The sequence below is a fragment of the Neobacillus soli NBRC 102451 genome, assembly GCF_001591665.1.
GTDB classification, from domain to species: domain Bacteria; phylum Bacillota; class Bacilli; order Bacillales; family Cytobacillaceae; genus Neobacillus; species Neobacillus soli.
In genome coordinates this window covers 1-25,340 of the sequence record NZ_BCVI01000018.1, presented here as the reverse complement: position 1 = coordinate 25,340, position 25,340 = coordinate 1, and the positions used below count along the sequence as shown (strand labels likewise).

Annotated in this window: 19 protein-coding genes and 6 pseudogenes; 18 read left to right on the top strand and 7 right to left on the bottom strand. The window is 37.8% G+C overall.

Going from position 1 to position 25,340, the window contains the following annotated elements; all coding sequences use genetic code 11:
* Window positions 1–20: 20 nt before the first annotated feature.
* Window positions 21–194 (top strand): hypothetical protein, encoded by a 174-nt coding sequence (locus BSO02S_RS27660; protein ID WP_174524227.1) that lies wholly within the window; start codon window positions 21–23, stop codon window positions 192–194.
* Between the two features lie 368 nt (window positions 195–562).
* Here the strand turns inward: BSO02S_RS27660 and BSO02S_RS06720 are convergent, their stop codons facing one another.
* The 3 genes from BSO02S_RS06720 to BSO02S_RS26910 all read right to left on the bottom strand — a co-directional run bounded on the left by BSO02S_RS06720 (window position 563) and on the right by BSO02S_RS26910 (window position 1,732).
* A complete protein-coding gene (locus BSO02S_RS06720) occupies window positions 563–784 on the bottom strand; it encodes a hypothetical protein (protein WP_066064343.1) in 222 nt (73 codons plus the stop codon).
* A gap of 271 nt (window positions 785–1,055) precedes the next feature.
* A complete protein-coding gene (locus BSO02S_RS27900; protein WP_235846876.1) occupies window positions 1,056–1,226 on the bottom strand; it encodes a hypothetical protein in 171 nt (56 codons plus the stop codon).
* 353 nt (window positions 1,227–1,579) lie between these two features.
* The gene (locus BSO02S_RS26910; protein ID WP_142303729.1) at window positions 1,580–1,732 is read right to left on the bottom strand and encodes a lmo0937 family membrane protein; all 153 of its coding nucleotides are present in this window, start codon (window positions 1,730–1,732) and stop codon (window positions 1,580–1,582) included.
* A gap of 280 nt (window positions 1,733–2,012) precedes the next feature.
* Here BSO02S_RS26910 and BSO02S_RS06710 point away from each other — a divergent pair, with 280 nt between their 5' ends.
* Together BSO02S_RS06710 and BSO02S_RS28245 are read left to right on the top strand one after the other, a co-directional pair.
* Window positions 2,013–2,498 carry a TraR/DksA family transcriptional regulator gene (locus tag BSO02S_RS06710; protein WP_066064339.1) on the top strand — a complete coding sequence of 162 codons (486 nt, stop codon included), beginning with the start codon at window positions 2,013–2,015 and terminating at the stop codon, window positions 2,496–2,498.
* 51 nt (window positions 2,499–2,549) lie between these two features.
* Window positions 2,550–2,705 (top strand): annotated as a pseudogene (locus tag BSO02S_RS28245) (PEP-utilizing enzyme); the annotation flags it as partial.
* Between the two features lie 127 nt (window positions 2,706–2,832).
* On the opposite strand, the gene BSO02S_RS06705 reads toward BSO02S_RS28245, so the two are convergent.
* The gene (locus tag BSO02S_RS06705; RefSeq protein WP_066064337.1) at window positions 2,833–3,450 is read right to left on the bottom strand and encodes a TetR/AcrR family transcriptional regulator; all 618 of its coding nucleotides are present in this window, start codon (window positions 3,448–3,450) and stop codon (window positions 2,833–2,835) included.
* Between the two features lie 170 nt (window positions 3,451–3,620).
* Between BSO02S_RS06705 and BSO02S_RS06700 the strand changes: the two are divergent.
* The 3 genes and pseudogenes from BSO02S_RS06700 (at window position 3,621) to BSO02S_RS06695 (ending at window position 5,867) form a co-directional block, all read left to right on the top strand.
* A pseudogene (locus BSO02S_RS06700) lies at window positions 3,621–4,781 on the top strand (YhgE/Pip domain-containing protein).
* 282 nt (window positions 4,782–5,063) lie between these two features.
* Window positions 5,064–5,222, top strand: a complete 159-nt coding sequence (locus BSO02S_RS26215) for a class I SAM-dependent methyltransferase (protein ID WP_157081399.1) — start codon at window positions 5,064–5,066, stop codon at window positions 5,220–5,222.
* A 255-nt stretch (window positions 5,223–5,477) separates the two neighbouring features.
* Entirely contained in the window at window positions 5,478–5,867 is a 390-nt protein-coding gene (locus tag BSO02S_RS06695) for a cupredoxin domain-containing protein (RefSeq protein ID WP_066064334.1), read from the top strand.
* Window positions 5,868–5,902: 35 nt separating this feature from the next.
* On the opposite strand, the gene BSO02S_RS06690 is transcribed toward BSO02S_RS06695, so the two are convergent.
* A complete protein-coding gene (locus BSO02S_RS06690) occupies window positions 5,903–7,327 on the bottom strand; it encodes a PQQ-dependent sugar dehydrogenase (protein ID WP_066064330.1) in 1,425 nt (474 codons plus the stop codon).
* Between the two features lie 485 nt (window positions 7,328–7,812).
* Between BSO02S_RS06690 and BSO02S_RS06685 the strand changes: the two genes are divergently transcribed.
* Complete coding sequence (locus tag BSO02S_RS06685; protein ID WP_066064327.1) at window positions 7,813–8,967, top strand: glycerate kinase; 1,155 nt, start codon at window positions 7,813–7,815, stop codon at window positions 8,965–8,967.
* 481 nt (window positions 8,968–9,448) lie between these two features.
* On the opposite strand, the gene BSO02S_RS06680 is transcribed toward BSO02S_RS06685, so the two are convergent.
* Complete coding sequence (locus tag BSO02S_RS06680; RefSeq protein ID WP_066064323.1) at window positions 9,449–10,672, bottom strand: IS110 family RNA-guided transposase; 1,224 nt, start codon at window positions 10,670–10,672, stop codon at window positions 9,449–9,451.
* A gap of 1,028 nt (window positions 10,673–11,700) precedes the next feature.
* Between BSO02S_RS06680 and BSO02S_RS26905 the strand changes: the two genes are divergently transcribed.
* The 6 genes and pseudogenes from BSO02S_RS26905 (at window position 11,701) to BSO02S_RS06655 (ending at window position 17,721) form a co-directional block, all read left to right on the top strand.
* Entirely contained in the window at window positions 11,701–11,862 is a 162-nt protein-coding gene (locus BSO02S_RS26905) for a hypothetical protein (RefSeq protein ID WP_156482168.1), read from the top strand.
* Window positions 11,863–12,434: 572 nt separating this feature from the next.
* The gene (locus BSO02S_RS06675; protein WP_066064320.1) at window positions 12,435–12,818 is read left to right on the top strand and encodes a VOC family protein; all 384 of its coding nucleotides are present in this window, start codon (window positions 12,435–12,437) and stop codon (window positions 12,816–12,818) included.
* A gap of 190 nt (window positions 12,819–13,008) precedes the next feature.
* The gene (locus tag BSO02S_RS06670; RefSeq protein WP_066064316.1) at window positions 13,009–13,488 is read left to right on the top strand and encodes a GNAT family N-acetyltransferase; all 480 of its coding nucleotides are present in this window, start codon (window positions 13,009–13,011) and stop codon (window positions 13,486–13,488) included.
* A gap of 862 nt (window positions 13,489–14,350) precedes the next feature.
* A complete protein-coding gene (locus tag BSO02S_RS06665) occupies window positions 14,351–14,530 on the top strand; it encodes a hypothetical protein (RefSeq protein WP_066064314.1) in 180 nt (59 codons plus the stop codon).
* A 954-nt stretch (window positions 14,531–15,484) separates the two neighbouring features.
* Window positions 15,485–17,257: pseudogene (gene ltrA, locus BSO02S_RS06660) on the top strand (group II intron reverse transcriptase/maturase).
* A 206-nt stretch (window positions 17,258–17,463) separates the two neighbouring features.
* Window positions 17,464–17,721, top strand: a complete 258-nt coding sequence (locus tag BSO02S_RS06655) for a hypothetical protein (protein WP_066064311.1) — start codon at window positions 17,464–17,466, stop codon at window positions 17,719–17,721.
* Between the two features lie 326 nt (window positions 17,722–18,047).
* Here BSO02S_RS06655 and BSO02S_RS27890 read toward each other — a convergent pair.
* A pseudogene (locus BSO02S_RS27890) lies at window positions 18,048–18,320 on the bottom strand (hypothetical protein); the annotation flags it as partial.
* Window positions 18,321–18,415: 95 nt separating this feature from the next.
* Between BSO02S_RS27890 and BSO02S_RS28440 the strand changes: the two are divergent.
* The 5 genes and pseudogenes from BSO02S_RS28440 to BSO02S_RS26205 all read left to right on the top strand — a co-directional run.
* Window positions 18,416–18,751 (top strand): DeoR family transcriptional regulator, encoded by a 336-nt coding sequence (locus BSO02S_RS28440; RefSeq protein ID WP_342351998.1) that lies wholly within the window; start codon window positions 18,416–18,418, stop codon window positions 18,749–18,751.
* Window positions 18,752–18,781: 30 nt separating this feature from the next.
* Window positions 18,782–19,207, top strand: a pseudogene (locus tag BSO02S_RS28435) (DeoR/GlpR family DNA-binding transcription regulator); the annotation flags it as partial.
* A 636-nt stretch (window positions 19,208–19,843) separates the two neighbouring features.
* On the top strand, window positions 19,844–22,885 hold the full coding sequence (locus tag BSO02S_RS06645; protein WP_066064308.1) for a LamG-like jellyroll fold domain-containing protein: 3,042 nt from the start codon (window positions 19,844–19,846) through the stop codon (window positions 22,883–22,885).
* A gap of 711 nt (window positions 22,886–23,596) precedes the next feature.
* Complete coding sequence (locus BSO02S_RS06640) at window positions 23,597–24,694, top strand: HupE/UreJ family protein (RefSeq protein WP_066064305.1); 1,098 nt, start codon at window positions 23,597–23,599, stop codon at window positions 24,692–24,694.
* A 351-nt stretch (window positions 24,695–25,045) separates the two neighbouring features.
* Window positions 25,046–25,225, top strand: a pseudogene (locus BSO02S_RS26205) (LysE family transporter); the annotation flags it as partial.
* Window positions 25,226–25,340 lie beyond the last annotated feature (115 nt).

Below are 25,340 nucleotides of genomic sequence, written 5' to 3'. Positions count from 1 at the left end.
GTACAGATCAAGAGTGTAAGGTGCTAAGTAAGTATTGTCAGCGGATCTTTGATCGAGGCGCATACGAACTTGTGGATTTAGCTCCGCTCTTTTATATGAAGACAAATTTAGAAGGGATCGATGAAAAATATAAAATGCGGATTATCTTAATTGATGAAGCGCAGGATTACAGCTATTTTCAATTTGCCGCTTAAAAAAGGGCTTTGATACAGACTTGTTTATCATTGTGGGAGATTTAGCACAAGGGATTCATTCCTATCGCAGCTTGAATAGTTGGGCGCAGGTATTGAAAGATATCTTACCTAATGCGAATTATCAAGCCTTACAAAAAAACTATCGAACGACCGTTGAGATTATGAATTTGGCAAACGATTACATCGTACGGATGATTTACATTTTGATAAGTAAAAACTTCAAGTGTCAGACCCCCGATGCGCTAACGCTTGGGGTCTGCCCCTTATTCCACCCTGAAATCCCACTCATAAACTAATGGGTTTGTTATCTTCTAAAAATTAAGCTTTTTTAAAAGTAGTGACCCTTCAATGTTTATGAATGACACATTTTACCATGAAACTGCAAGATATGCGATATAAACCAACATGGCTCCAATGGCTATGATATATGCAAGAAAAACGGGATTTAAGGTAATCCAATTTTTTCTAATTGTTCTATGAATTTCTCCATCCAATTCGCTATTTCTCACATCGACTGCTTTACCAACTCTAAGCGTATAAAATAAACCGCCTACTATTACAATTCCTACGAGAATAAGCGCAATGGTCATACAATAACACCACCTTTACTTTATTTTTTGAAAAAGTTGGTTTACTATTCATGAACCTTTTTTCCATTACATCCAGTTATTTTTTTCATAATTTGGATGGCGCCTGGCACTGTTTTGTTCCCTGGAAACTCCATGTAGCATAGTCTTCTAAAACAATGGGAAACCTAATACCATCAATCCCATATGCCATTCCTGGTTTTCCTTTGACCGAATACCCGCTACAACTGTATCTCCAATAATGAATGTGGGAACTGCTGTAATGTCAGCTTCATTATTGCAAAGCTTTTTGGTGCTCTTCCCGATAAGTTCTATTCTCAAGTGCTGTTCGAAGTTCCTTTTCATCAAGACCAATCTCATCAGCTAACTTTGTAAGTACATCAAACGTTACAAATATCTTGCTCCACTTGGAAAAAGGCACGAAGTATACGATCATTATACTCATTTCCCATCCCTTTTACCTTGGCATATTGATAACCTTCAAATGCCAGATGTGAATAAGGCTGTGGTGAAACATTTGGCAGATCTATATTTAATCCCATTCAATCAGCCATTGGATAAAGTGGATGAAAAAAGACAAAGGAATGTACCTGTAAAACTCCAGGAGTAATGGTAGAAGTCATAGGAACAAAATCATGATTGAACTTTTTTTAGTGACCCAAAAAGAACCAGGTCCCATCCAGTAATAGGATAGGATCGGGTTCTGTTTTTCGTTGGACTCTTTGAAATGAATGCTGTCCGGAGAGGGAAATGGGGCCAGCCGGACAGAACCCCGCTGATCCCGAAAAATGACGGTGTTTAGGCTTTATTCCCCATTCTGCCTGAAAATAATTTAAAAAGGAACACCACGACAGCCACTACGAGTAACAGGTGAATAAGCCCTCCAGCAATATGGAAAACAAGCCCGAGAACCCAAAATAATAGTAAAAATCCAATAATTGTCCAAATCAAGATAATCCCTTCTTTCTTAGAAAAATAATTTGCTCTAGAAGGTATAATACCCATTTTTCTAAAAAGTATCGATTTCTATCATTTTTTTTTGATAGAATGCTTTATTAATGCCAGATGGTCAGCCTTCGGATGTAGCAGATTCATTATTTGGTTACATCCATAACGCTTGTGATGGATGGCTTTTTTTATTGAGCCCGAAATTTCATTTGAAGTCCAAGTTATAATTCTATGCTGAAAGGGTATGTAAAATAGGTAAAAGAAACGAAAGAGAGGAAATAATATGTTAACAGAAAGGGAACTCATCCATTTTAAGAAAAAATTAACACGAAAGAAACAGGAAATGCTTGAAGTAATCGAAGCGAACAAGCCATTATCATTCGAGGATTATGGGGAATTGGCAAGCTATGATAACCACTTTGCTGATACGGCCTCACAATTGGAAGAAAGAGAAGTACAATTTTCAATAAAAGATTCAGCTCAGCATATATTAAATGAAGTAAATGAAGCGTTAGACCGAATTGGCAGCGGAACATATGGAAAATGTGTGGATACCGGAGATGACATTCCTTATGACAGGCTAGAGGTTCTTCCCTATGCAAAACGTACGGTAAATGCGCAAAAAAAGTTTGATGAATTGGCAGATTCCATTCCTCAAACAGAGCTGTCCTTTTCCACTCCGATAGACGATCAAAGAGGTGATTATCGCCTTCAAACGGTAGATGAGCTGCAGTACGAACACGGGAATTCATCGTATAAAACGAAGTAACCACGCTTATATAAAGAGCAGAAGGACGGTTGAACCGTTCCCTTGGTCTTCGTCACCGAAGTTGGTGGTCTGATGACCCATGGATCAGTGATCGCACGTGAATAGGGCTTACCAGCAGTTGTTGGAGTGGATAATGCTACCAAACTGATAAAAGATGGGCAACGAATCCTTGTCAATGGAACAGAAGGGTACATCGAAATAGTGTAATTGCTGAAGCCTTAGGATTGCCTTTTCCATCTTAAAGGAACGGATGCAGAATAGTTAAACAAGCATTTAAAAATAAGGAGGCAGTACCTGTTTTTTCTAAGGTATTGCCTCTTTTGCTTTGACTTTTCTATTTTTTTAACCCAGCTGCAAAAAAGGGTCCATTAACTGTTATGGTTGATAGGATTCGTGCCATTTCTTGAGGAGATTCTTTCCTGCCATTGTCTAACCATTGTTGAATTACTCCTATATGTGCAGACGCAACATAAGAAGCTAAATATTGTCCTGGAACAAGTAAACTATTCTCCTTTAAAATTGCGTTTGGTTCATTTCCAAACATTGTTTTCCACATAAAATCTTTTAGTCTTGTTTGAAAAGATAAATCGCCTTTTGGACCTAACACAGCTTTCATAAAACCACTATTTTCATTAAGATACACAAATATTAAAACTGCAATGGAAAATGGTGTTGAGGTCGGTGAGTTGGTTTCAAGTGCGGCAATAATACTTGGGAAGTTCTGTTTTGCAATTCTGGACATCTCAAGCATAATTTCGTCTTCGCATTTAGTCATTAAATCGAATTTGTCTTGATAGTGTGCATAAAATGTTCCCCGATTAATCTTCGCTCTGGTTGTTATGTCTTTAACTGTAATTGCCTCGAAACCTTTTTCATCGATTAATTCTACTAGTGCTTCTCGGATTGATTCTTTTGTCCGAATGACCCGTAAATCAGTATTACTATCTCGCAAGGTACTTCCTCCCTAACTTTTATCCAACACATTTATAAAAAAGTGTTCCGTAACCAACACATCCGACATTTTAGATAATTGAACAGAAAAGGATTCAATTATAAAATTTGAAATATAATCAGCAACAGGTTGTTTATTATTATAACAAAAAAACAGGGAGGAATAAATATATGTTCAAAAACAAACTGTTATTTGTTTCACCAATCATTGCATTGGCAGTTATTTTTATTTTCTCACTTACATTATTTCCATCGGTCCAGCCACAAACCAAAAATCCGCCGATTGCAATCGTAAATGAGGATGAAGGAGTGGAAATTCCTAATCAGCCAAAAATGAATACGGGTCAAACGATTGTAGAAATGATGCAAAAAAATTCAAAAAACAAAAGATGAAGACCCTGCTGTGAAATGGGTTAAAGTAAAAACAGCAGAAGATGCACAAAAAGGAATGGATAACCAAAAATATTATGCAACATTGGTCATTCCGAAAGATTTCAGTGCTAGGCAGGCATCATTAAGGACTCCAGCACCTTCTTCTCCTGAAGTTCAAATATATATCAATCAGGGAATGAATACAGCAGCTTCAACAATGGCAGGACAGGTATTGAATGGGATAGTTGACAATATGAACAACAATGTCCATAAACAACTCCTTGATGGTTTTGAAAAACAAGGAGCAACCCTAACAGCAAAACAAGCTGCAAGCTTAGCAACTCCTATTACAAAAACAGTTACTAATGTGAATGAAATTGGTACTAATAGTGCAAACGGCAATTCTCCTATTTCCTTATTCCAGCTATTATCTTTCTTGCTGCTAGCAAATTACCAATTGCTAATCGAAAAGAGGACCTTGCGACAAAGCTAGTACAAATTCTAATGGGGGCAATTGTTTCACTTGTAGTAGGATTTGGATTAACGTGGTTAGCAGATGGAATGGTAGGATTAAATATTCCACAATTTACGGATACAGCTTTATTTCTAACGATTACATCCTTTAGCTTTTTCCTAATGATTTTAGCAGTACTTTCGTTGTTAGGAATTAAAAGTATCGCTGTTTTTGCCTTGATGTAATTCTTTGGTGCACCATTGCTTGCGATGGCTCCAGAAATGATGTCTCCATTTTATCGAGATTGGATTTATTCTTGGTTGCCAATGCGATTTATGATACAAGGTTTGCGTGAATTGTTCTTCTTCGGAAAGGGATTAACTTGGAGTTCACCTTTATCTATCCTTGTATGGATTGGAGTAGTAAGTATGGTAATCATACTAACTTCTGCTTTAAAACTTTATTCAATGAAAAGCGAAACACAAAATCAAAAATTAGAGGGTTAACAATAAACAAGCTGTTTCCTTATGGGATACGCTTGTTTTAGCAAAAGTTTACGCACTTAAACGGGGTGTGCTTTAGATGAAATTCATGGGTTGCTTAGGCAACTCTTTTTTCTTATAAAACTAAACGTTAAGTGGAACAACAAATGACACTATGTAGATTTTCCGCGCCCACCGGGGGCTATTACGAAAGGGTTTAAGGGGGAGAATCGTGCCTTAAGGTTTTGATTTTTGCTATAATGACCACGATGTAGCTTTAATATTTAATAAATAGGGGAGTGGAATATGAAAAATAACGTTTTTGATCAAATGGCAAAAAGATATGATACAGAAGAAAGAATGGAATTAGCTAAAGTTATAGTTAAGGAAGTAAGACCAGAATCACGAAATAGTAAATCAAAATCTTTAATAGACTATGGGAGTGGTACTGGTCTAAATAGGTGACTGGTTCTTTGTATATTTTTGGTTAGTTAAACTTTCTGTTGTTGGTCGTTTCTTGGTGTTATTTTTATTTTTTGGGATTAAGGTTTAGAAACGAGATTACGCGGAGCGAAAATCCCACCGGTAGCGTAAGGAATGGATAAGTCGAGTTATAATCAATGAAATTAAATCATTAGAACAAAAATTCGTTGGACCCAAATTAGTAATATTATTTGATGAATTAGAAAAAAATAATTCATAGAAAAGGAGGGATTGCGAATGTCTGCGAAAAAGTGGTTAACAGGACTGGTCGTTTTGCTCGCGATGATTGTGGTTGTGACAGCTCTGGGCTCACTCGACGTATTTGCCGAATCCAGTGTTGTAACTCAGCCCATAGAGACGGTGAAAGCCATTGAGGTCGAGTTGAACGATGATTACTTTAATCCGCAAGTCATCACTATTCCCAATGGAACAGCCACCACGTTGATTTTGAAAAACAAAGGTGTGAAAGAGCACACCTTTACAGTGGAAAAGCTCGGAATTGATGCCGAGGTCCAGCCGGGAAAAGAAAAAACCATTACAATGAAACCGACTCAGCCCGGTACATATGACCTGGTATGTCGGTACCATTTCAGGGGAGGAATGGTTGGAAAAGTTATAGTCAAATAACAAGCAGGGCCAATCGGGCCTTGCTTTTTTAGTTATCATAGAACAATTTCAAAAACAGTACCTTGGTTATAATCAGTCACTTTCATAGAGCTATAAACCCCTAAATATAGTCTGGTTTGATCCAGATTCGTTCCCAGACTAACATAATAAGCTGATTGAGACCCAAAATTATAATCAGTTTCAATAACACTTAAATCATTTAGTTTACCATCTGTTCTTACCTTAGTATAAGCTAAAACTCCTCTAACTGGAGATTCATCAGCCCGGGCAAGATCGGTAAATACAACGCTTCCCGTTAAATCGCGGATTCCATTCCCCATATAGGCTTGCACTCCTGTAAGTGCAGTTCCTCCAAACTTATCGGGACGGGGATCTTTTTGAAAATAACTAATTAAAGGCTGAAGACGCCGCACAGAAGTTTTTATAGCTTCATCGTAATAAGCAATTGTTTTCTCATCCAAAGCCGGATTTTCAGCGCAGCGCCCTATAGTCGAAGTAGGAAAAGCACCTTCCCACCCTCGCCAGCCAAAGTTAATAAATCCTGCTTGGTCAGGTTCAGTGTTTCTTAAAGAAGCTTGAATAAGCTGAGTAACCGGTATTGGTTTATAATGAACGAATGAAAAAATCGACTCTACCAAATCCTGTCCGACATTTCCCACATATTTGATATACTGATTATAAAACCTTTGAAATGAAATGCCTGGTATATTGCGAACCCCTTTGGCAATGACCATAAGCGTTTCCTGTATAGGTGCGGGAAGTTCATTAAAACGTGTGACTACGGGTGGATTATAGATATTTGTATTTTTTTCTACGTCAATTTCAATTATTTTACCGGCTATTTCCATATTATCCTGGCTTAAATTAAATGGATCATAGCCTGCTCCGCCATCTCCGGTTGTTAAAACAAGTTTTCCTGTTTCAGGTGAAAAGTTTAAGCTATTGACACCATTATGATTGAAAAATGGTCTTCTTAAGTTAAGTAATGTCCGTCGTTTTTGAGGTTGACTATTCGATTGTAAAATCCACTCTTCAACTGTATCAATATGATTATATTGAGTTTCTCTATTTGTCCACCTTAAGTTTAAGGTGTTTGGATCACACTGGTCAGGCTTAAAATGTTCAGAAAGAGCACCTGGACCTTGTGTTCCAGCTGCTGAAAAATGAAGATAAAATAGACCGTTATAAGTAAATTGGGGATGAAATGCCAGACCCAGCAATCCCCGTTCATCATATCCACCACGAGAAACTCCTGGTTCAGAAGTACCTAGTTTTATGATTCGCGGACGTATATCTAAAAAAGTCCGTATAACTCCATTGTCTATGTAAAAGATCTCTCCTACCTGGGTTGCAATAAATAACCTTTCAATTGTGTCACCTGGAAGTATAGTTGTTCTCAAAACAGTGGGTAAATTGATCTTACTAACAATGGGTCGTAAACGAACCTTAACTTTTATCACCTAACTTTCCACTCCTTCTTATGATTTTCTTTTATAAGAATATGAGTAGAACTGTTCTATTAGTACCAAATCAGGATGTGGACCTTCTCCGAAAGTCGGGATTGGGTCTATAGCTAATTTATCATCGTTTCTTACCTTAGTAAGGAGAGTTTTTTATTCCAAATACGGCTCTTACAAATCGGGCAGTGGTTGATGATGGTAAAGTATAGATGTTTGCTATTTCTTGGTCAAATTTATGTTGAAAAGGCCGCCTAACAAAGTGTAGGAATTCAGGGTTATCCATTTTTTTCATCTACTTGGGGAATCGAAGATGGTAAAATAGTAAAAAAGATAATCTATTGAAAAGGAAATAAGAAACGATGAATAATAATTTCGTGAAAATACCAAACTTGAATTAGAAATGATTATGGAAAATATTGATCGTCTTATAAGAAATAATTATATTTCGAAATTTATCGGTGAGCTATCAAAAGAGGTGTAGATAAATGAAGGTTTTAATTGCCATTGATTCATTTAAAGGAAGTATTTCTTCAGTTGATGGGAGTAAAGCTATTTCTTCAGGAATAAGAGATGTTTTTGTTAATGCAGAGATTATGACTCTTCCGTTAGCAGACGGTGGGGAGGGAACTGTGGAAGCGTTAGTACATGCTACGGGAGGACACTTTATCCAAAAAGAAGTAACTGGACCATTAAAAGAAAAAGTAGAAGCAATATACGGAATTCTAGGAGATAAGAAAACGGCCGTTATTGAAGTAGCAGCAGCATGCGGGTTACCCCTTGTTCCTGCTAATAAGCGCAATCCTTCTATTACAACTACATATGGTGTTGGTGAACTTATTAGGGATGCGATAGATAAAGGCTGTCGCGAATTAGTTATTGGACTGGGCGGCAGTGCTACAAATGATGCCGGGGTCGGTTTGCTTCAAGCACTGGGCTTTAGCTTCTTAAATCATCTTAACGAGGAAATCGATCTGGGAGGGCAAGGACTGCAAAATATTCGAAAGATTAATAGTATCAATGTAATCCCTGAGTTAAAGGATTGCACATTCAAAGTAGCTTGTGATGTAAACAATCCTCTTTATGGTCCAAACGGAGCAGCATATATATTTGGGCCTCAAAAAGGAGCAACGGAAGAGATGATAAAAGAGCTAGACAAAGGGCTTGAAAACTTTGCCGAAATTGTTCTTCAGGAGCTAGGTAAAGATATTCATCATATAGTTGGTGCAGGCGCTGCAGGGGGACTTGGTGGTGCATTTGCAGGGTTATTAGATGCCCAACTTCAATCAGGAATTGAGCTAGTATTAGATATTATTGAGGTGGAAAAGAAGTTGCAAGGTGTCAATTTGGTTATTACTGGTGAGGGAAAAATGGACGGACAAACATCCATGGGAAAGGCACCACTTGGTATAGCACAACTTGCCAAAAAGCATCAAATACCTGTCATTGCACTGGCGGGTGGTGTGAATGAAGAGACGTCATTATTAAATGAACTTGGTATCACTTCTTATTTTTCGATTGTAAATGCGCCGATGACACTGGAAGAAGCAATGAATTCAAAAGTTACGTACAACAATTTAAGAACATCAACAAAGCAATTATTCCGGTTACTCCAAGCAGTTCAAACCGGAATAAAATTGTAACCTGTTATCCAACAACAAGAATAAATCAAACATAGATCAAAAGAAAACCGTCCCTCTATAAGGGTAACGAGTTTACTTCAGAGGTGCAAACAAGCCATTCACAAACAATATCGCAGTGGTATTCACATTAGAATTCACTGCGATATTTTTATAGCTATATAGGGATTTGTCGCTCCTTTGTTTTAAATTAACATAGAAAATCACACCCATTTTCACAGATATTGAAATAATTATTTCCGTCCTGTGAATTTCCCGCGATTTGAACTGTGAATTACACTCAGAAACAAAGGTACTTGGATATTTGTGTTAAAATGGTAATAGAGATAATACATAGATTGTGAAATTTTACACTTAAACTACCATGAAAATTAACTTCTGTAATATAGGGTAAAAGGCAATACTAAAGAAGACGCAGCTCAGTCATTTTTTAAAAAGGGGAGAGCGCCAAATTCATTGATCAATTGTAAGTGAGTGGACTAGATTATGATGCTTCAGGTTCTTGTAATGAAACAGTGTATCCCAAACTTTCAAGCCTTCGTAAGGAATGCCGAACAATCGATTGCTGTCTCTGCTTATCAAAGTAGTCTTCGCCTAAGTCTACATACATTTCTTTTCGGGTTAATAGATAGTAAGAGATACGTAACATGGCATGAGCGACTACAATTCCTGCTCTTTTCTTACCTTTTCGTGAGGCTGTACGTCTATACAGTGCTCCGAGATAGTTTTTAGATCCTCTTACAGAATGAGCTGCTTCTGTTAATGCGGATCTCAAATACTTGTTTCCTTTTTTTGTTTTAGCAGATTTCCTTTTTCCAGCACTTTCGTTGTGCCCAGGAACCAAGCCTGCCCAGGAACACATATGAGCCGCACTTGGGAATTGATCCTTAACATTAGTCCCGATTTCAGATAAAATTTGCTCAGCCATTCTATTAGCTATCCCAGGAATGGAATCTAACCGTTCGATATCTTCTTGATGGGTACTTACTCTTTCCGCAACTTCTTGATCCAACATCTCGATTTGCTCAGTCAAAAAATCAATATGCTTTAAAATTGTTTTCAACATAAGGCGTTGATGTGAATTGATATAGCCTTTGAGGGCGAGCATTAGTTCATCTTTTTTCTTTTTCATTGTACGTCGAGCGAAGTTTGCTAGTTTTTCGGGATCTTCTTCGCCTTCGACAATAGCGTTAAGCATATCCCGAGATGAAACACCTAAAACATCAGAAACAACAGATCCCAATTTAATGTTGGCTCCTTCTAACACCTTCTGGATTCGGTTATGTTGTCTAGCTCGTTCTTCGATAATACTCCGACGATAGCGAACAAGTTCAGACAGTTCACGTTGATTTCTGTCAGGAATATAACTAGCTTTGAGTAGTCCATGGCGAAGAAGTTTGGCAATCCATTCTGCATCCTTGACATCTGTTTTACGTCCTGGAACTGCCTTCATATGTTGGGCATTCACAACTAAAAACTCAATATCCTCAGCCTCTAGTAAATTCACAATAGGTTTCCAGTAAACACTCGTGCTCTCCATGGCAACATGGGTACAACTATGTTGTTTAACCCAGTCAACCAACTGTAATAGAAATACAGTTTTAGTAGAAAACGTTTGAATCTCCTTTCCTTTTGGAGTAATAATACATGCAGTAATATTGGCCTTATGAACATCCATACCACATGCTCGCTCAATGACTATATCCATTGAGAACATTCCTTTCTACGGCTCTTATTATTGGAGGCTGGTGCAGCAATCAGAATAGGATTAATCTACCATGTGTGCTTCCCGTAAGGGAGCGACAGTCAGTGGTGCACCGTAATCGTTGGAGTCAGACTAACGGATGGGCTCTAACGCACCATAGTTCATCGACCTTCCTCTCCAGCCGTAGAATCAGTATTGACGGATTCAAACCATTTTCATTCTCTGTGGTGAAGCGCTGATTTTGCGCTTCATGGATGGCTAACGGGTGCTTATGTTGAAGATGGGATTGCTACGGCGATTCCTTTTTTCTTATTGCACTAACGTTGCAGGATAGTTTAACAGGGATATTTAGACTTTGTGTAGAATTATTACATTAAGGTGGGGTGAAGATAAAAATGCGTTTATCACTTTTAGGTATTTCAATATCACTTTTTGGTATAGCACTTATACTAACATCCAGTGGTTCCGCAACTACATTTGGATTAGGCGTTTCATTTTTAGGTTTAGTAATATCCCTAATTTCTAATTTTTTGAAAGACAGTAAGTAAAAATCCTAACTCAACTCCCATGAAAATTAAAAAAGCTCAAAATCCAGAAAAATGCATAATTGACCCAGTAAAAACGCTTTTTAAAAAAAGGCTGAGCCTTCAGAGAGTTCATTATTGAGTTGACAGGTAATCAAAAACCTTCCTTCTATTAAAAGTATAGAATTGGCTGACGCAACGACTAGAATAAGGATTAATCTCCCATGAGTGCTACCCATATAGGGCGCGACAGTCGGTGGTACACCGTGATCGTTGGAGTCAGACTAACGGATGGGCTCTATGGCACCATAGATCGACCTTCTTCGTCAGCCGTAGAAACAGTATAGGCAAGGGTAACCATTTTCATTCTCTGTGGTGAAGCGCCGATTTTTGCGCTTCATGGATGGCTAACGGGTGCTTTACTGTAACAACGATATTGCCTTCTTCTTCAAGTAACGGGGGCAGTTTAATGGATATGTAGGATATATTTTGTTCAGGAGGTGTATCATGCAAAAGGCAATCGTAGTTTATTATGTTACCGATAAGAAGAATAACTTAAGTGATTTAAATCAACTTTTGCAAGAGGGATGGAAGGTTGTCTCTCAGAGTGCTATGTCAGGTGGTTCAGTTGCAACAGTTTATTCACTTGTTATATTAGAGAAAAATTAGGAAACAATGCTTCGGGATTCATTGCACTAACGGGTGCAAGAGTTCAAGACCAGGCTGCTATTTTGGCGGCTTTTCTTATTGTGCTAACTGGCAGCTATATATAGTATTCGTTTCAAAACATTGGTATGGTGCACCCTTTATCATTGTTTATATGTAACCATAGATAAGCGTTTAAGAACTTGACGTGGAGCCTCTGTGGGCATGATTTGTCATGAAAGCCTGAAGCCGTTGTTTCATCAGGCATCCAAGCCTATCATACCCAATTCTCCACGTAAAGTCCTATGTTTGTTAACGTTAAAAACTATAATTACTTACTATATATAATGCTTCTACAAAGATACAAATTTGGTATTTTTCGTATCTTTACTTACGATGAATACGGTGAAAAATCATACTACATATAAGGATAGGTTAGCAACAAAGTCCTATGATAAAAGATAGATACCCATCTAATTACGACCAAGATTGCAAAGAAGGTAGAAGTTATGACTATCTGATTTGTTTGTAGATTATAATGTTTGATGTAAACAAATTATTTAGCTTTTGAAAGTGAGAAAAGGAGGTCGATTAGTGTGACGGAAACAGATGGTTCTACGTTCGTAAGTACGATAACTCCTTGGTTGTCGGTACGTAGTGGGAAAAGAGCAGTCGAATTTTACAAAAGTGCTTTTCAGGCAAAGGAAGTCTATCATATGGAAGATCCAAGTGGTGCTATAGTGTCAAGGATTGTAGTAGGCGGGGCAGAATTCTGGGTAAGCGACGATATCGGAGCGGAAAACTGCAACTCAGTTCGGATGATCTTGACAGTGCAAAGCCCAGATTTGGTGTTCCAGCAGGCTCTAACTGCTGGTGCATCAGAAGTTTATCCTGTGCAAGATGCACACGGTTGGCGGGTGGGACGCTTGGCTGACCCATTCGGTTTCCATTGGGAGATTGGTTGTCCATACGAAGAGTAGGCAACTACATTGTCGCGATTGTGAAATATTATTCTTAAAGTAACGGGTGCGATAGCAGAACAACGGCTATCGCTTATTGTGCTAACGAGCAGGTTAGTTTAACAAGGATAGATAAATAAATTATCTTTAATGATGTAATCACTACATTTAGAGTGGTAGGATATAGAAAAAATGAATGGGGAATTATATTATGGGAAATTTTAGCAGTGTTGAACTAAAGCATTTTTCAAGTGAGCATATGATAGTATTGAACTCTTTTGTACTTACAGAAGAACAAAAACAATTTTCTGCATTACCAAACAAATTTGGGGAAGTTTCAGAAGGACAGTATCGTATTGTTATTTTAAGTGATAAAACACCTGTTGGTTTCTTTCTACTAAATTCAAATGAACGAGTAAAGAAATACTCCACTAATCTGAACGCTTTGTTATTACCTGCACTATCAATTAATAAAACAGAGCAAGGAAAAGGCTACGCTAAACAAGGGATGTCATTACTAATTGAGTTTGTTAAATCAGAATTCCCTAAATGTGATGAAATTGTATTAGTTGTAGATAAAGATAATATTCCAGCACAAAAACTATATTTAAAAGTAGGATTTGAAGATACAAATGAGAGACAAATAGGACGTATCGGCGAAGAAATTATCATGAGACTATCAATAAAATAATGTATAAGACCATAACTAAAAATAACTGCATTTTACGATGCACCAAATTTATCAATTATACAAATAGAAAAACGGTTAGCTAATTACCATAAATTTTAAATAAAGATTGATTAAAATGGATTCATTCGTTGTGATTTAGTTTGCATTATATGAGAATTAAAAGGTCAATTAAATACTAGGTAATACTTTCCGTTTAGAAACATGTTCGCCAACCTAATTAATTGTGCATCCATCGTACCCAAATAGTACAATCAACTAACGGGTGCGTTAATAGCTTTGAAGCAGAACTACTAAGCTGTAAATATACAGGAATTTATTAAGGACCTGTTTATTTACAGCTTTTTTGGTTGCAAAGTTGTAAAGAAGCAGTTTACTGATTTCAGGAGGAATTTTCCACTTTTAAGCGAATAATCTTTAAGAGAGCCAACATTAAATATGATGACATATAGTTCAATTGAATTATTAGGTACGGGGGGAATGACTAATTAAAAAAACCTTCTTATCATTACTGGGTGGAATAATAATTGGAGGCTTAATATCCTACTTATTTCTGGAGTACAAGGATTCAAATTATGTAATTCAAAATTATTTCGGTATCGATAAAAAGATAGTGAATGAATTGGATTTTGAATTTATCTCAAATGCAGGGTTTATAATAGCTGGTGTATCTATTTTCATCTACTTGATATGGACATTTTTTGAAAAGAGATCGAAGAATTTTTAATAATTTCTTACTAAGCTAACAGGGGCTTTACTTTTATAAGGGGTAAAGCCTCTTTCTTATTCAAGTAACGAGGCAGAATTGTTGAAGAAAAGAAATGGTTTTTTATGGTAGAATGGTATTGTAGAGGGGGAATCTAAAATGAAGAATATTATTATTGGTATTATTGTTTTCTTTGCTCTTTGGTTCATACTCCCGTTTTTCGGCTTCACATCAGATGCTTTGCTTAATGCAATAGAATGGGCTACAAAGTTCATTCTACCTTGGATAATATTATATTGGATAATTAGATTAGTTATAGTTTTAGAAAAAAGCAAATAACTTGTTCAAGGAACGAGAGCATTACTTCACAATGGGGTAATGCCAATCATTTATTCATGCAATTTGTAAGTTTGTGAAGGATTGTACTTAAATTAACGGGGGCATTACTGGAACAACGGTAATGCTTTTTTCTTATTGAAGTAACGTAGCAGTTTAGTTGTGCGAAATGTTTCTAGCTTAAATGGAGGATGGTTACATCTCTCTGCTAAAGGCTAGACAGTTCCTTACGGAACTGAAGGGTTATATCAAAGAATCAAATGACGGGGTAACGCCCTGAAGGGTTCTCTCTTAGTCGAATAGCACTGGATTTAGTAAGAATGATAGTGTTATAAGCTCGGTGAAAAGGCGTGAGAAATTACCGTACCAGTTCGGCTGACGAAAGCCTACTCGATGGAGTGGTGTAATTCATGATGCTTGAGTTGAATGAATATGGTGAGAATGCGAATAAACCTAGAATAAAAGGTTAAGCTGACGAACTTCTGAATGTACAGGTCTATACCTGCGATACATAGAAATGTGTATATCACCAAATTGTGAGGTTAGATGTGGGCGAGTAAAAATAACTAATATGAAAATCCATGATACGTTACAGGCGTATGAATGCTAACAGGCTTAAAGGAAGCACCTAAGTTCATTCTATAATAGATATAACTCAACGTTGTAAGCTGATAACGTGGAGGACTTACTTCTAATGAAACGTTAGTAAGGAAAACAATAATGAAACTAGTTGTTGGATAACTTACTTTTATATCAGTGAAAGTGGTGGCACAGTACCAATGAAATGTCTAATCCACATGGAGGGATAGCCACTAGACTAATAAAGATTTATTCAACCAAGTAAGGCAGTTCTTTATCGATTAATAAGGTTCTCGTGAGACTAAAAGAGGTTTAACTCCGAAAGGAGTCACCAACTTATTGAAACGGAAGAAACTGAGACACAGCGAGTATTATAGTATGCAAGATTGTTTCGATACACTATATGCTAAAAGTGTCAGTGGTCATCACTTCTATGACTTAACAGAATTAATGCGTTCTGAAGATAATATACGACTTGCCTACCGAAACATTAAAAGAAACACAGGTAGTAAAACTGCGGGAACAGATAAATTAACTATTAACGATATTTTACATTTAACAGTGGAAGATGTAATAGCTAAGGTTCAATCCATGTTTTAAAGGTATGAACCACAAACAGTAAGGCGTGTTTTCATCCCGAAAGGAAAAGGAAAAACTAGACCTTTGGGGATTCCAACGATTTGGGATAGAATCTTTCAACAATGCATACTTCAAATTTTAGAGCCAATTTGTGAAGCAAAATTCCATAAACATAGTTATGGATTCAGACCGAACCGCAGCACTCATCACGCCAAAGCTAGGCTTGAATTTCTTATCAATCAGTCTGGACTCCATCATTGTGTTGATGTTGATATTAAAGGTTTCTTTGATAATGTTAATCACAGTAAACTTTTAAAACAATTGTGGTCACTAGGTATAAGGGATAAATCACTTCTTTCTATAATATCCAGGCTATTAAAAGCAGAGATTGAGGGAGAAGGTATTCCTACAAAAGGTACTCCGCAAGGAGGTATACTATCACCTTTACTTTCAAACATTGTATTGAATGAATTGGATTGGTGGATAAGTGACCAATGGGAAACGTTTGAAAGCAGATATACTTACTCTACAGATGGAAGTAAATATCAACATTTAAAGAAAACAGCTTTGAAAGAGTGCTTCATCGTTCGCTATGCGGACGATTTCAAGGTAATGTGCCGAACTAGGTCAAACGCTATAAAAATGAACTTCGCATTGAAAGACTTCTTGAGAAAAAGACTTCAGTTGGAAACAAGTGAGGAGAAATCGAAGGTTATTAATCTAAAGAAAAACTCTTCCGAGTTTCTTGGATTTTCAATGAAAGTTGTAAGGAAAGGAAAAACAAGATTTGGCTATGTAGCAAGGTCTGATATGTCGAAAAAGGCTAAAGAAAACGCCTTTCAAAAGATTAAGGAAGCTATAAAAGTAATCAAGAAAAAGCCTTGCATTCAGACAGTTTGGAATTTCAATACAGTCGTCATGGGAATCCAAAACTATTACTCGGTCGCTACTAACATCGCTATCAATCTGAATGAGTTAAACGCTCATCTACGCAGAACGTTATATAATCAGTTAAGGAACATTAGAACCGAGGCAAGTTTTCATGAGATGACTAAAAGCTTACAGAAAAGATACAAGGGATATAAGACAAAACTGTATAGGATACAAAAAATGGTTTTTGTCCCCATCCACGCACAACGGTGGAAAAAGACACTTGGATTCTCCCAAGTAATATGTAACTTTACTGCCGAAGGTAGAGCGAAAATTCATAATAGCCTAAAGGCTATTGATAAAAATACTCTTTCTTACATCATGAGAAATTACATTCCAAGCAGATCCATTGAATATAACGACAATCGAATCAGTAAATTTATTGCCCAGTATGGCAAATGTGCGATATTAGGAGAAGAGTTAGGGATTCATGAATGGCATTGTCATCACATAAACCCTTATTATCTTTCGAAAGATGATAGTTATTCAAATTTAATTATTGTTCATAAAGCAATTCATCAATTAATTCATCTAAAAGAAAAAGTCAAAATAGAAACTCTTTTACAATCTTTAAAGCTTACTAGTAAGCAGAAGGAAAAAGTAAATAAGCTACGGTTAAGATGTCTAAATGAAATAATCTAACTTGGAAAAACAGCACTCGTCTGCTTAATACATAGAACGAATAAATTGGATTAGTTGGAACGCCGTATGCGGTGAAAGTCGCATGTACGGTGTGAACAGGGGGAAAAGGGAGCGATAACTTCAAACCCTTACCTATCTGTATTAAGAAGGAGTTATTTTTGATGTTGTAGAATAAAGATTATTAAAGGGAAAATATGGAGGTAATTATGAATAAAAACATAATGGCACTTTCAATTATTTTTTTGGGGTTATGTATTGTATTAAGTTCTTGGGATATTTCACAATCTTTAAGATTCAAAAAAAATGATGTTGTTAAGATACAACAGGAGCAAAATCGTTATGAATTTATCAAAATGGCTGATGATTACAGTATAATTTTTGATAAACAGACGGGAGATTATTGGGGAAATCCAGGCGGAAATTGGGAAAAACATACTTCGTTAATTTCAAATCAATCAGATTAGTATACTCCATAAATAACTGTATTTTTGTTCAACTAAATGGTCGCGGTCGTAGCTGCGGCTCTTCTTCTAGTTCCACTAACTGGGCAGAATAGTTGAAGGCCTAGTGACAGGGTTGCTGCTCTAGACCGCAAAGTAGCATATAAGTGGAGAGATGATGGGGAACACAGGAGAAAGGTGCATTAGAGCCTTTTATCTCGGGCATCACACAATTGATGAAAGAAAAGCTCCATTTACTGAATCAAGGGTTCGAGGATAAAAGCAACGTTAGGGTTAGGATTACCAGTAGGAATAATAAGGGATGGATTCGTGTAATCCCTCTAGAAAAGCACATTGAGTGGTGCTTTTAGCGCTTGGAAATATTCATCTTTGTGCTCTTCGAAATATTGAGGTAGATCTTCATCGGGGTTTCGGTATCGTTCAGCGCCCTCAATCCAAATTTCTTTACATCGAAGTCCCGTGCGAAGGGATTGTAAAACAGCGATCTCATAATTGATTCGGTTAACCCTTTCTATCCCCTTACTATCCGTTTCAATAATAATATCCTTCCACTTAGGTTGAATGACTCCTTCAATCGGAACTTCGTCCCCAATCGCAAAAAAACATGAGTTAGGTTGTGAATTTATGCGAATTTGTGTTATTTATAGAATAAGTAAAAAAAATAAGAAATACCAAATTTGCCCAATAACTAAAGCATGTGAAAATATTGTTAGCTCATGAGCGTCATGAAAATATAATGGAATGCTTGCGAAAAAATAAGTCTGTCAAGGTGTCTTGGATCACAAAAACGTTTGGTGTGTCTACCGAAACAGTCCGCAGGGATTTTGAATATCTCGAGAAAGAAGGGTATTTAAGAAGGGTGCACGGTGGAGCGGTTTTAGATAATACGGACAGTCAAGAAATCAATTTCTCATTGCGGGAAACCAAAAAAATTGAGGAAAAGAAGGAAATAGCGAAGATTGCTGCACATTATGTTACAGAAGGACAATCCATTGCATTAGATGTCAGTACAACAAATACCGAATTGGCGTAAGAATTAAAAAGCAGGTTTCAAAGACTTACCGTTTTAACAAATTCCTTAATCATTGCCAATGAACTTTCAGAAATGCCTCATTATACGATTTTGATTCCCGGGGGTGTACTCCGAAATGAAGAATTATGTCTAGTAGGTTCTTTTGCGGAAGAATTTTTTAAAGGGTTTCACATTGATACTTTTTTTATGAGCATCAGTGGTATTTCCTTGACGGAAGGGCTGACGGATTACGGGTTAGGTGAATACCAAGTGAAAAAGAAAATGCTTGAGAATTCTAAAAGTTGCATTGTACTAGCGGATAGCAGTAAATTTGATGTTGCATCATTATTGAAAGTCTGCAATTTTGAAAGGGTCGACCGTATTATTTCTGATTCAAATCTATCCGAAAAGGTACTGCAGAAATATAAAAAAGAAGGTATTGAAATTGTGAATAAGATTAATTTGGAGGAAAAGTAGCCGTCTACTTTCCTTTTTTTTATGTGTTATTTAAACTCAGTTTATCTCATTTCAGCTTCTCTCCTCAAATTTCAAGTAGCAAAGTAAATCTTTTATTTTTTTCAGCCAGGAAAATAAAATCCACCAGCAGCTCTTTGTGTGTTTTTGTGTTTTTGTGTGTTTTTTTAATATAAACAAATAATACACAATATTTACAAAAAATCAATAATTATTGTGTATTATTTGTTTATACAATAGTTAATTTGTGTGATTGTGTTATATTTTATGCTGTTTTGAGGTGGCGTCTATTGTCATGTATTCCCCCTATTCTAGGAGGTGATGGTTCAAAATATCGGCTTACCAGGATTAAAGCACCATTTCAGTTTAATGAGAGCAGTAGAAGGAGAAAATCAAGGTTCCAATATTGGAAACGAAAGGGGGATTTCCGTGACGAAAAATCTCCTCTCATCCCGAACGATGGGAGGATGCCCGCCATCTTTGTAAAGCGGGGCGACCTTCTCCGGCATAATGGAGTCGTCGACATGATCGATATAATCAATGGTTCCGCATCAAGATCGCTACGGCACGTTTTTTACTCCATTTTACGAACCTTTTGAACAGGCTCGTAAAATACATAAAATTTGGAGGTTTTCTGTAATGAAAAGAAGCTTATCTATTACCCTCGTATTAATGATGATATTCGTTATGTTATCGAACGCCACAGAGGCATTTGCAAACACATCGGGCGAAAAACTCATCAAAATCGATAATATGCAGCCGGTTCACGGTCAAACGATCACCGCCAGTGCAACCATGGGTCAAGGTTCAGGCGGCAAAAATCTATCCTATCAATGGCAAGTACAAGAATCACGGACAAGCAATCAATATATTAATGTAAAATCGGCTGGCACATCCAAAAGCTACACCGTATCGGTAAATGATATTGGTAAAAAATTGCGCGTTGTAGTTGGTTTACCAGCAAATGGAGACAGAAAAACGTCATTGCCTACGAACGCGGTATTAAATGCCAACCCCCTTATGGCATCGATGAAATTCGATAATAATTTGAAGGACGATGCAAATCAAGAGAACTTGAAAGGGAACGGGAATTATAGTTATGTAGACGGTGTATTACCCGGGACCAAAGCTCTGCACTTAGAAAGCGGAGACGGCAATTATGTCGGTACGAAGCATAGCTTGAATTATGGTAAAGACAGTTTTACTACATCCTTCTGGTATAAGGGTGACACGAACAATAATCAGGTAATATTATCAAACAAGGATTTTACTAAGAGCTCTAACGAAGGCTGGGCGATTTATACAACAGCTAATTCGGTCAATATGAATTTAGGATTCCCGACCACATCAGTAAAATTTGGTCGCGACACGTTTCATGCTTCCGAATGGCGTTATGTGACATTTGTTGTCGACAGAGATAAAATGCTCGGATCATTGTATATTGATGGTTATAAAATGACGGAAACGTCACTAGGGAGCGGAACTTTAGATACATCGAACCCATTAAATATTGGTAGCGACGGATTGGGCAAAAATGGTGGAAATTCATTCGATATAGCTGATCTGAATGTTTGGAAAGGTGCATTTAGCAGTGACGTAGTTCAAGCGAATTATACTAGTTACGCTGTAAATAAAGTAAATTTGAAGGCACTTAACGACAAAATAGCAGAAGCAAATAAAATAGTAGAAAAAGGTCTCGGCAACGGCTTCAGCGAAACCGATTTTGATCATTTGAAAAAGGTTTTGAATACGGCATCTACGGTTGCCACAACGCAAAAGGAAAAATTATTTACACAGGAAACCATCAATTATTACGAACGTGAACTAAGCAGCGCCATATTCATCTATCAAAAAAGTAATAAAACATTAACTCCCGCTGATTTAAATATGATTGTGGACAGCGATCCGGAAGTAAGTGCTAATCCCGCAACAATCGCGCGCATTGAAAAAGATTACAGAACGGAACTGAAGCTATTCCCACAGGCCGACGTACTCTTTATTCCTGGCGACGTTACTGGCGGAAACAACGCCAATGAATATGTGTGGATGAAAAATCTGACAGACATATACAATAAACTTAAAGGTGAGGGTCTGTTTGATAATACAAAGCTTTATATGGTAAGAGGCAACCATGATATGGGCGGTGCCGAACAATTTATACCTGTCGGTTCAGCAGGCGCGTGGAATGCCGCAACAAATTCATACGATAACAATTTCTTTAATAGTGCTTATCGGGTAAAGGTAAAAGGATATAATATTGTCGGTTTTGACGGAAATTATGACAATAACAACACGTCTGGAAAAGCCAAAAATTTCCTTGATGAAATTAGAAAAGAAGCAGATTACGATCCAACAAAACCGATATTTGTATCTTCTCACTACCCTATAACCGGAACCGTGTGGTCAGGGAGATGGAGCAGCGCTGCAAGTAATAATGTAGGTAAATATATTGCCGACCATGACTTTTCGCAAGTGGTATATATGTCAGGTCATACGCAATACGACCCGACTGACGAGCGTTCTCACTATCAAGGTGCGGCTACGTATCTCGACAGCGGTGCGAGTTCATATTCCAGTTATATTGATGACGGTCCATACGGTGGATATATTGAAGGTGCGTATATCAACTATAAAACCACACCTCGCATCGTGAATTTCTTAGAGGTTTACGGTTCAAAAGTAATTATCAAACAGTATAATTTAAGTACAGATGAATATGTAGGCATCCCTTCTGTAAAAATCGTTGGTGAAGGCAAAGAGGCGTTTACTTATAGCAAGAGTGATATAAGGGAACTCATAGCTCCACAGTTTGAAGAGGATATTAAGGTCGATTCCTACAAAAATAACGAACTTGCTTTTACAATAAAACAAGCCGATGACAATGTGCGCGTTTTGGAATATAATATTCAGCTTATCAACAAGCTCACCGGGAAAGTGGACAAATCGTTTAACAGTCTTTCACTGCCGCTAGACAAGCCATTCGATCAGCACAGACAATATAAGTTTACAGGTTTGTCGCCGACTACTCCATATATACTCAGGGTATTCGCTGACGATTCCATGTATAACCGTACGTCGCAGGACATTGAAATTGAGGGTAAAAGTGTTAAATTAAACAGCATCACTGCGCCTGAATCGGTATCTGCGAACAACGGAACGGCCAAGACAGCGGAAGCTCTTAAATTGCCCACAGAAGTAAATCTTGCAACCGATGGAGGAAATGTGGACGCAAGTGTGACTTGGGATTTAAGTGGCGTTAGTTACGATCCGGCTATCAAGACGGTGCAGACCTTCTCGGTGCCAGGGACCGTAACCCTGCCTTCCGGAGTTGAAAACCCGAACAGCGTTCCATTGACAACAAGCATTAACGTAACTGTTCATGCAGTTGGAGCAACTACAGGCCCAATAACACTAGACAAATCCCAGTACATCCAAGGGGAAGCTATTACCCTATCCTATACTGGGGCAGCGTTAAATGGGAAAGATTGGGTCGGCATCTACAGAACCGGAGATGTTCCTCCAGGTGCCGGTGAATCTTTGCGATGGAGTTATTTAAATTCTGGATCTGGAAGAGTTAGTTTAAACAATGGACTGGCCCCTGGCACTTATGATGTACTCTTTTTGCTCAATGACGGTTATAAGGTAGTGGATCGCAAGACATTCCAAGTCGTTCAACCGTGACGTTAAAGAGCATAACAGTGCCCGCAGCCATCCCGGATTACACTATCCGATACGTTGTCGGGTGTAGACAACGCAAAACGACGGTGACGCTTGGGAAGCATACGTTTGTTGTATCCTCCACCGACTTAGCCAGCAACTGGGTTAGCAAGACCGCTCAGTTTACGACGGTGGCCAGCATCGATTCTTTAAAGGCATTGGTGACACGCTTTGCTGATAACAATGGGATCGATAATGCCGGTATTACCGATAGTCTGGTATAAAAATTGGCAGACAACGATTTGATCAGATTTGTAAATGAAGTGAAGGCTCAAAGCGGGAAGCACATCTCAAGCGAAGCGGCTGAATATTGCTGCGAGACGCTCAATATGTATTGACACAAAAGTAGAGCAATTCAAATGTTTGAAACCAAAAGTATACACGCAGGTGTCATCACATTAGCGAAATTTAGGATAGATCGATAATGAAACTGGGGGAGATCAATTTTCTCCCCCTCATCGATTTGGACGATTAATGGTACCAAAGGTGTACTAAAGCTACATTTCCTCGCTCTGCAACGGGATACCGGCTCATATTTCATATGTAATGTAATAACACTCTTGGACAGCTTGAAATAAGTCGAGCAACATGTTCACTTTGCAGAATGAACGTTCGTAACCGGATAAACTATATTGCAGATTGTAATACTAACATTTCATGAAAAGAGGTTCCGCTATGAAGCAGCGTTCATTTCTGTCCATGTTCATCATCATGATCTTATTATTTTTTGGGACTGCCACAACTTCACTTGCGCATTCCATAAATATGAATTACTCGGATTTAACCATTGAACGGAACGAGATTCTCTATGATCTTTTTATTGAACAAAAAGACCTGTTTCCACAATTCGGTACTGATTTGGATAATCAGGTGAACGACGAACTCGCCTCGCAAAAAATCGAATCCTATCTACAGAAAGGTCTTCGCATAGATACGGATTCGAAGCCCTTAACAATGGAAGTGGTTTCGATGAACATGGCGCAAAAGGGTGCTGCAAGAGGCGTGGAATTTCAACTGAAGTTTATCGCCGATGAAGAAATCGAACAATTTAATCTTCATTACGATCTGGTGTTTGACGATGCTCCTGCTCATACGAGTGTACTTATGGTCCATGCAGGGGAATATTTTCAGCAGGATATGATTGATAGCACTAATAGAGATATACTGATCAACCTTCCCCATATTGATAGCACTAAAAGTGATAATCTGAGCAACGTTCCCCAGCCTAAGATTGGCGATGTTTTGTGGAAATACTTTAAGCTTGGAATCGAACACATTTTGACAGGTTATGATCATTTGCTGTTTTTGTTATCCTTAGTATTAATCGCATCTCGCTTCAAGGATGCTTTTAAAATTGTTACTGCTTTTACAATCGCCCACAGCATAACACTATTCTTGGTGGCCACCGACCGTATTCAGGTCAGTTCGCATTGGGTCGAAGTCTTGATTGCCTTGACGATCTGTTATGTGGCAGTGGAAAATATGTTTGTTCAAAAGGCGAAATGGCGGTGGATATTGACAGCCATATTTGGCCTGATTCACGGTATGGGCTTCGCCGGGGCTTTGGCTGAAACAGGACTTCCAAAAGGAAATCTGCTTGGCTCACTCCTGACGTTTAATTTAGGTGTGGAAACAGGCCAACTATTAATCTTATGCCTAGTACTGCCCCTCTTAATATGGCTGCGAAGGTTCCCATGGTATCGTAAAATGATGATCTCAGCGTCTTGCCTTATTTTTGTTTTAGCATTTTATTGGTTGAATCAAAGATTGTAATTAGGCCATTAATTGATCAATACGAGAGTTAGCAGTATTTTTGCTAGCTCTTTTTTATTATTGCGTGTCTAACCAAGTCAGGGACAACTAGCTGGTATAGTCCGGTCGAGGTAAGAGCCTAGTCGCCTCGTGCTTACAGGCAGCTCGTGAAGAGATCATATCTGATCGGGGTTCACATTATGTGTCGGAGGACTACTGTACAAGAGATGCAGGTCGGCATGAACCGCAATTTGACGGAACAAACCTGGGGACGCAGTGCCATTGCCACCATCATTCTCTAGGTTAATTTCTCGAGTACAATCCGGACATATACTATAGGCATCCGGAACATCATCATCTTTATCTACAAGACTAGGACTGACTTTTACAACAACTGGGTTGTTATGGTGTTTAATTGTTGCGTATTTTTCTTCATATGTAATAAATAAACTAAGAGGAAACCAGAAAATTGGAATGGTATTAAACAAAATAACTGGAGTGATCTTTATTGGCATGGGGATTAAGCTGCTTCAAACAAAAGCTCCTAACTAAACTTATTAAAACTCCGATGCCCCCTAAAATAAATAAGTTTAAGCTAAATCAAAAATAAAATGAAACCCTTCAGAATTGTTTATCTGAAGGTTTTTTTTTTTTTGAATATTCGTTA

Excerpts from the sequence above, each read along its gene's own strand:
- BSO02S_RS26215 (WP_157081399.1), top strand. The coding sequence starts at position 5,064 with ATGAAAAATAACGTTTTTGATCAAATGGCAAAAAGATATGATACAGAA.
- BSO02S_RS06670 (WP_066064316.1), top strand. The coding sequence starts at position 13,009 with ATGGGAAATTTTAGCAGTGTTGAACTAAAGCATTTTTCAAGTGAGCAT.
- BSO02S_RS06640 (WP_066064305.1), top strand. The coding sequence starts at position 23,597 with ATGAAGCAGCGTTCATTTCTGTCCATGTTCATCATCATGATCTTATTA.
- BSO02S_RS06645 (WP_066064308.1), top strand. The coding sequence starts at position 19,844 with ATGAAAAGAAGCTTATCTATTACCCTCGTATTAATGATGATATTCGTT.
- BSO02S_RS06720 (WP_066064343.1), bottom strand. The coding sequence starts at position 784 with ATGACCATTGCGCTTATTCTCGTAGGAATTGTAATAGTAGGCGGTTTA.
- BSO02S_RS06680 (WP_066064323.1), bottom strand. The coding sequence starts at position 10,672 with ATGGATATAGTCATTGAGCGAGCATGTGGTATGGATGTTCATAAGGCC.
- BSO02S_RS06685 (WP_066064327.1), top strand. The coding sequence starts at position 7,813 with ATGAAGGTTTTAATTGCCATTGATTCATTTAAAGGAAGTATTTCTTCA.
- BSO02S_RS06710 (WP_066064339.1), top strand. The coding sequence starts at position 2,013 with ATGTTAACAGAAAGGGAACTCATCCATTTTAAGAAAAAATTAACACGA.
- BSO02S_RS06665 (WP_066064314.1), top strand. The coding sequence starts at position 14,351 with ATGAAGAATATTATTATTGGTATTATTGTTTTCTTTGCTCTTTGGTTC.
- BSO02S_RS27900 (WP_235846876.1), bottom strand. The coding sequence starts at position 1,226 with ATGAGTATAATGATCGTATACTTCGTGCCTTTTTCCAAGTGGAGCAAG.
- BSO02S_RS06655 (WP_066064311.1), top strand. The coding sequence starts at position 17,464 with ATGAATAAAAACATAATGGCACTTTCAATTATTTTTTTGGGGTTATGT.
- BSO02S_RS06695 (WP_066064334.1), top strand. The coding sequence starts at position 5,478 with ATGTCTGCGAAAAAGTGGTTAACAGGACTGGTCGTTTTGCTCGCGATG.
- BSO02S_RS26905 (WP_156482168.1), top strand. The coding sequence starts at position 11,701 with ATGCAAAAGGCAATCGTAGTTTATTATGTTACCGATAAGAAGAATAAC.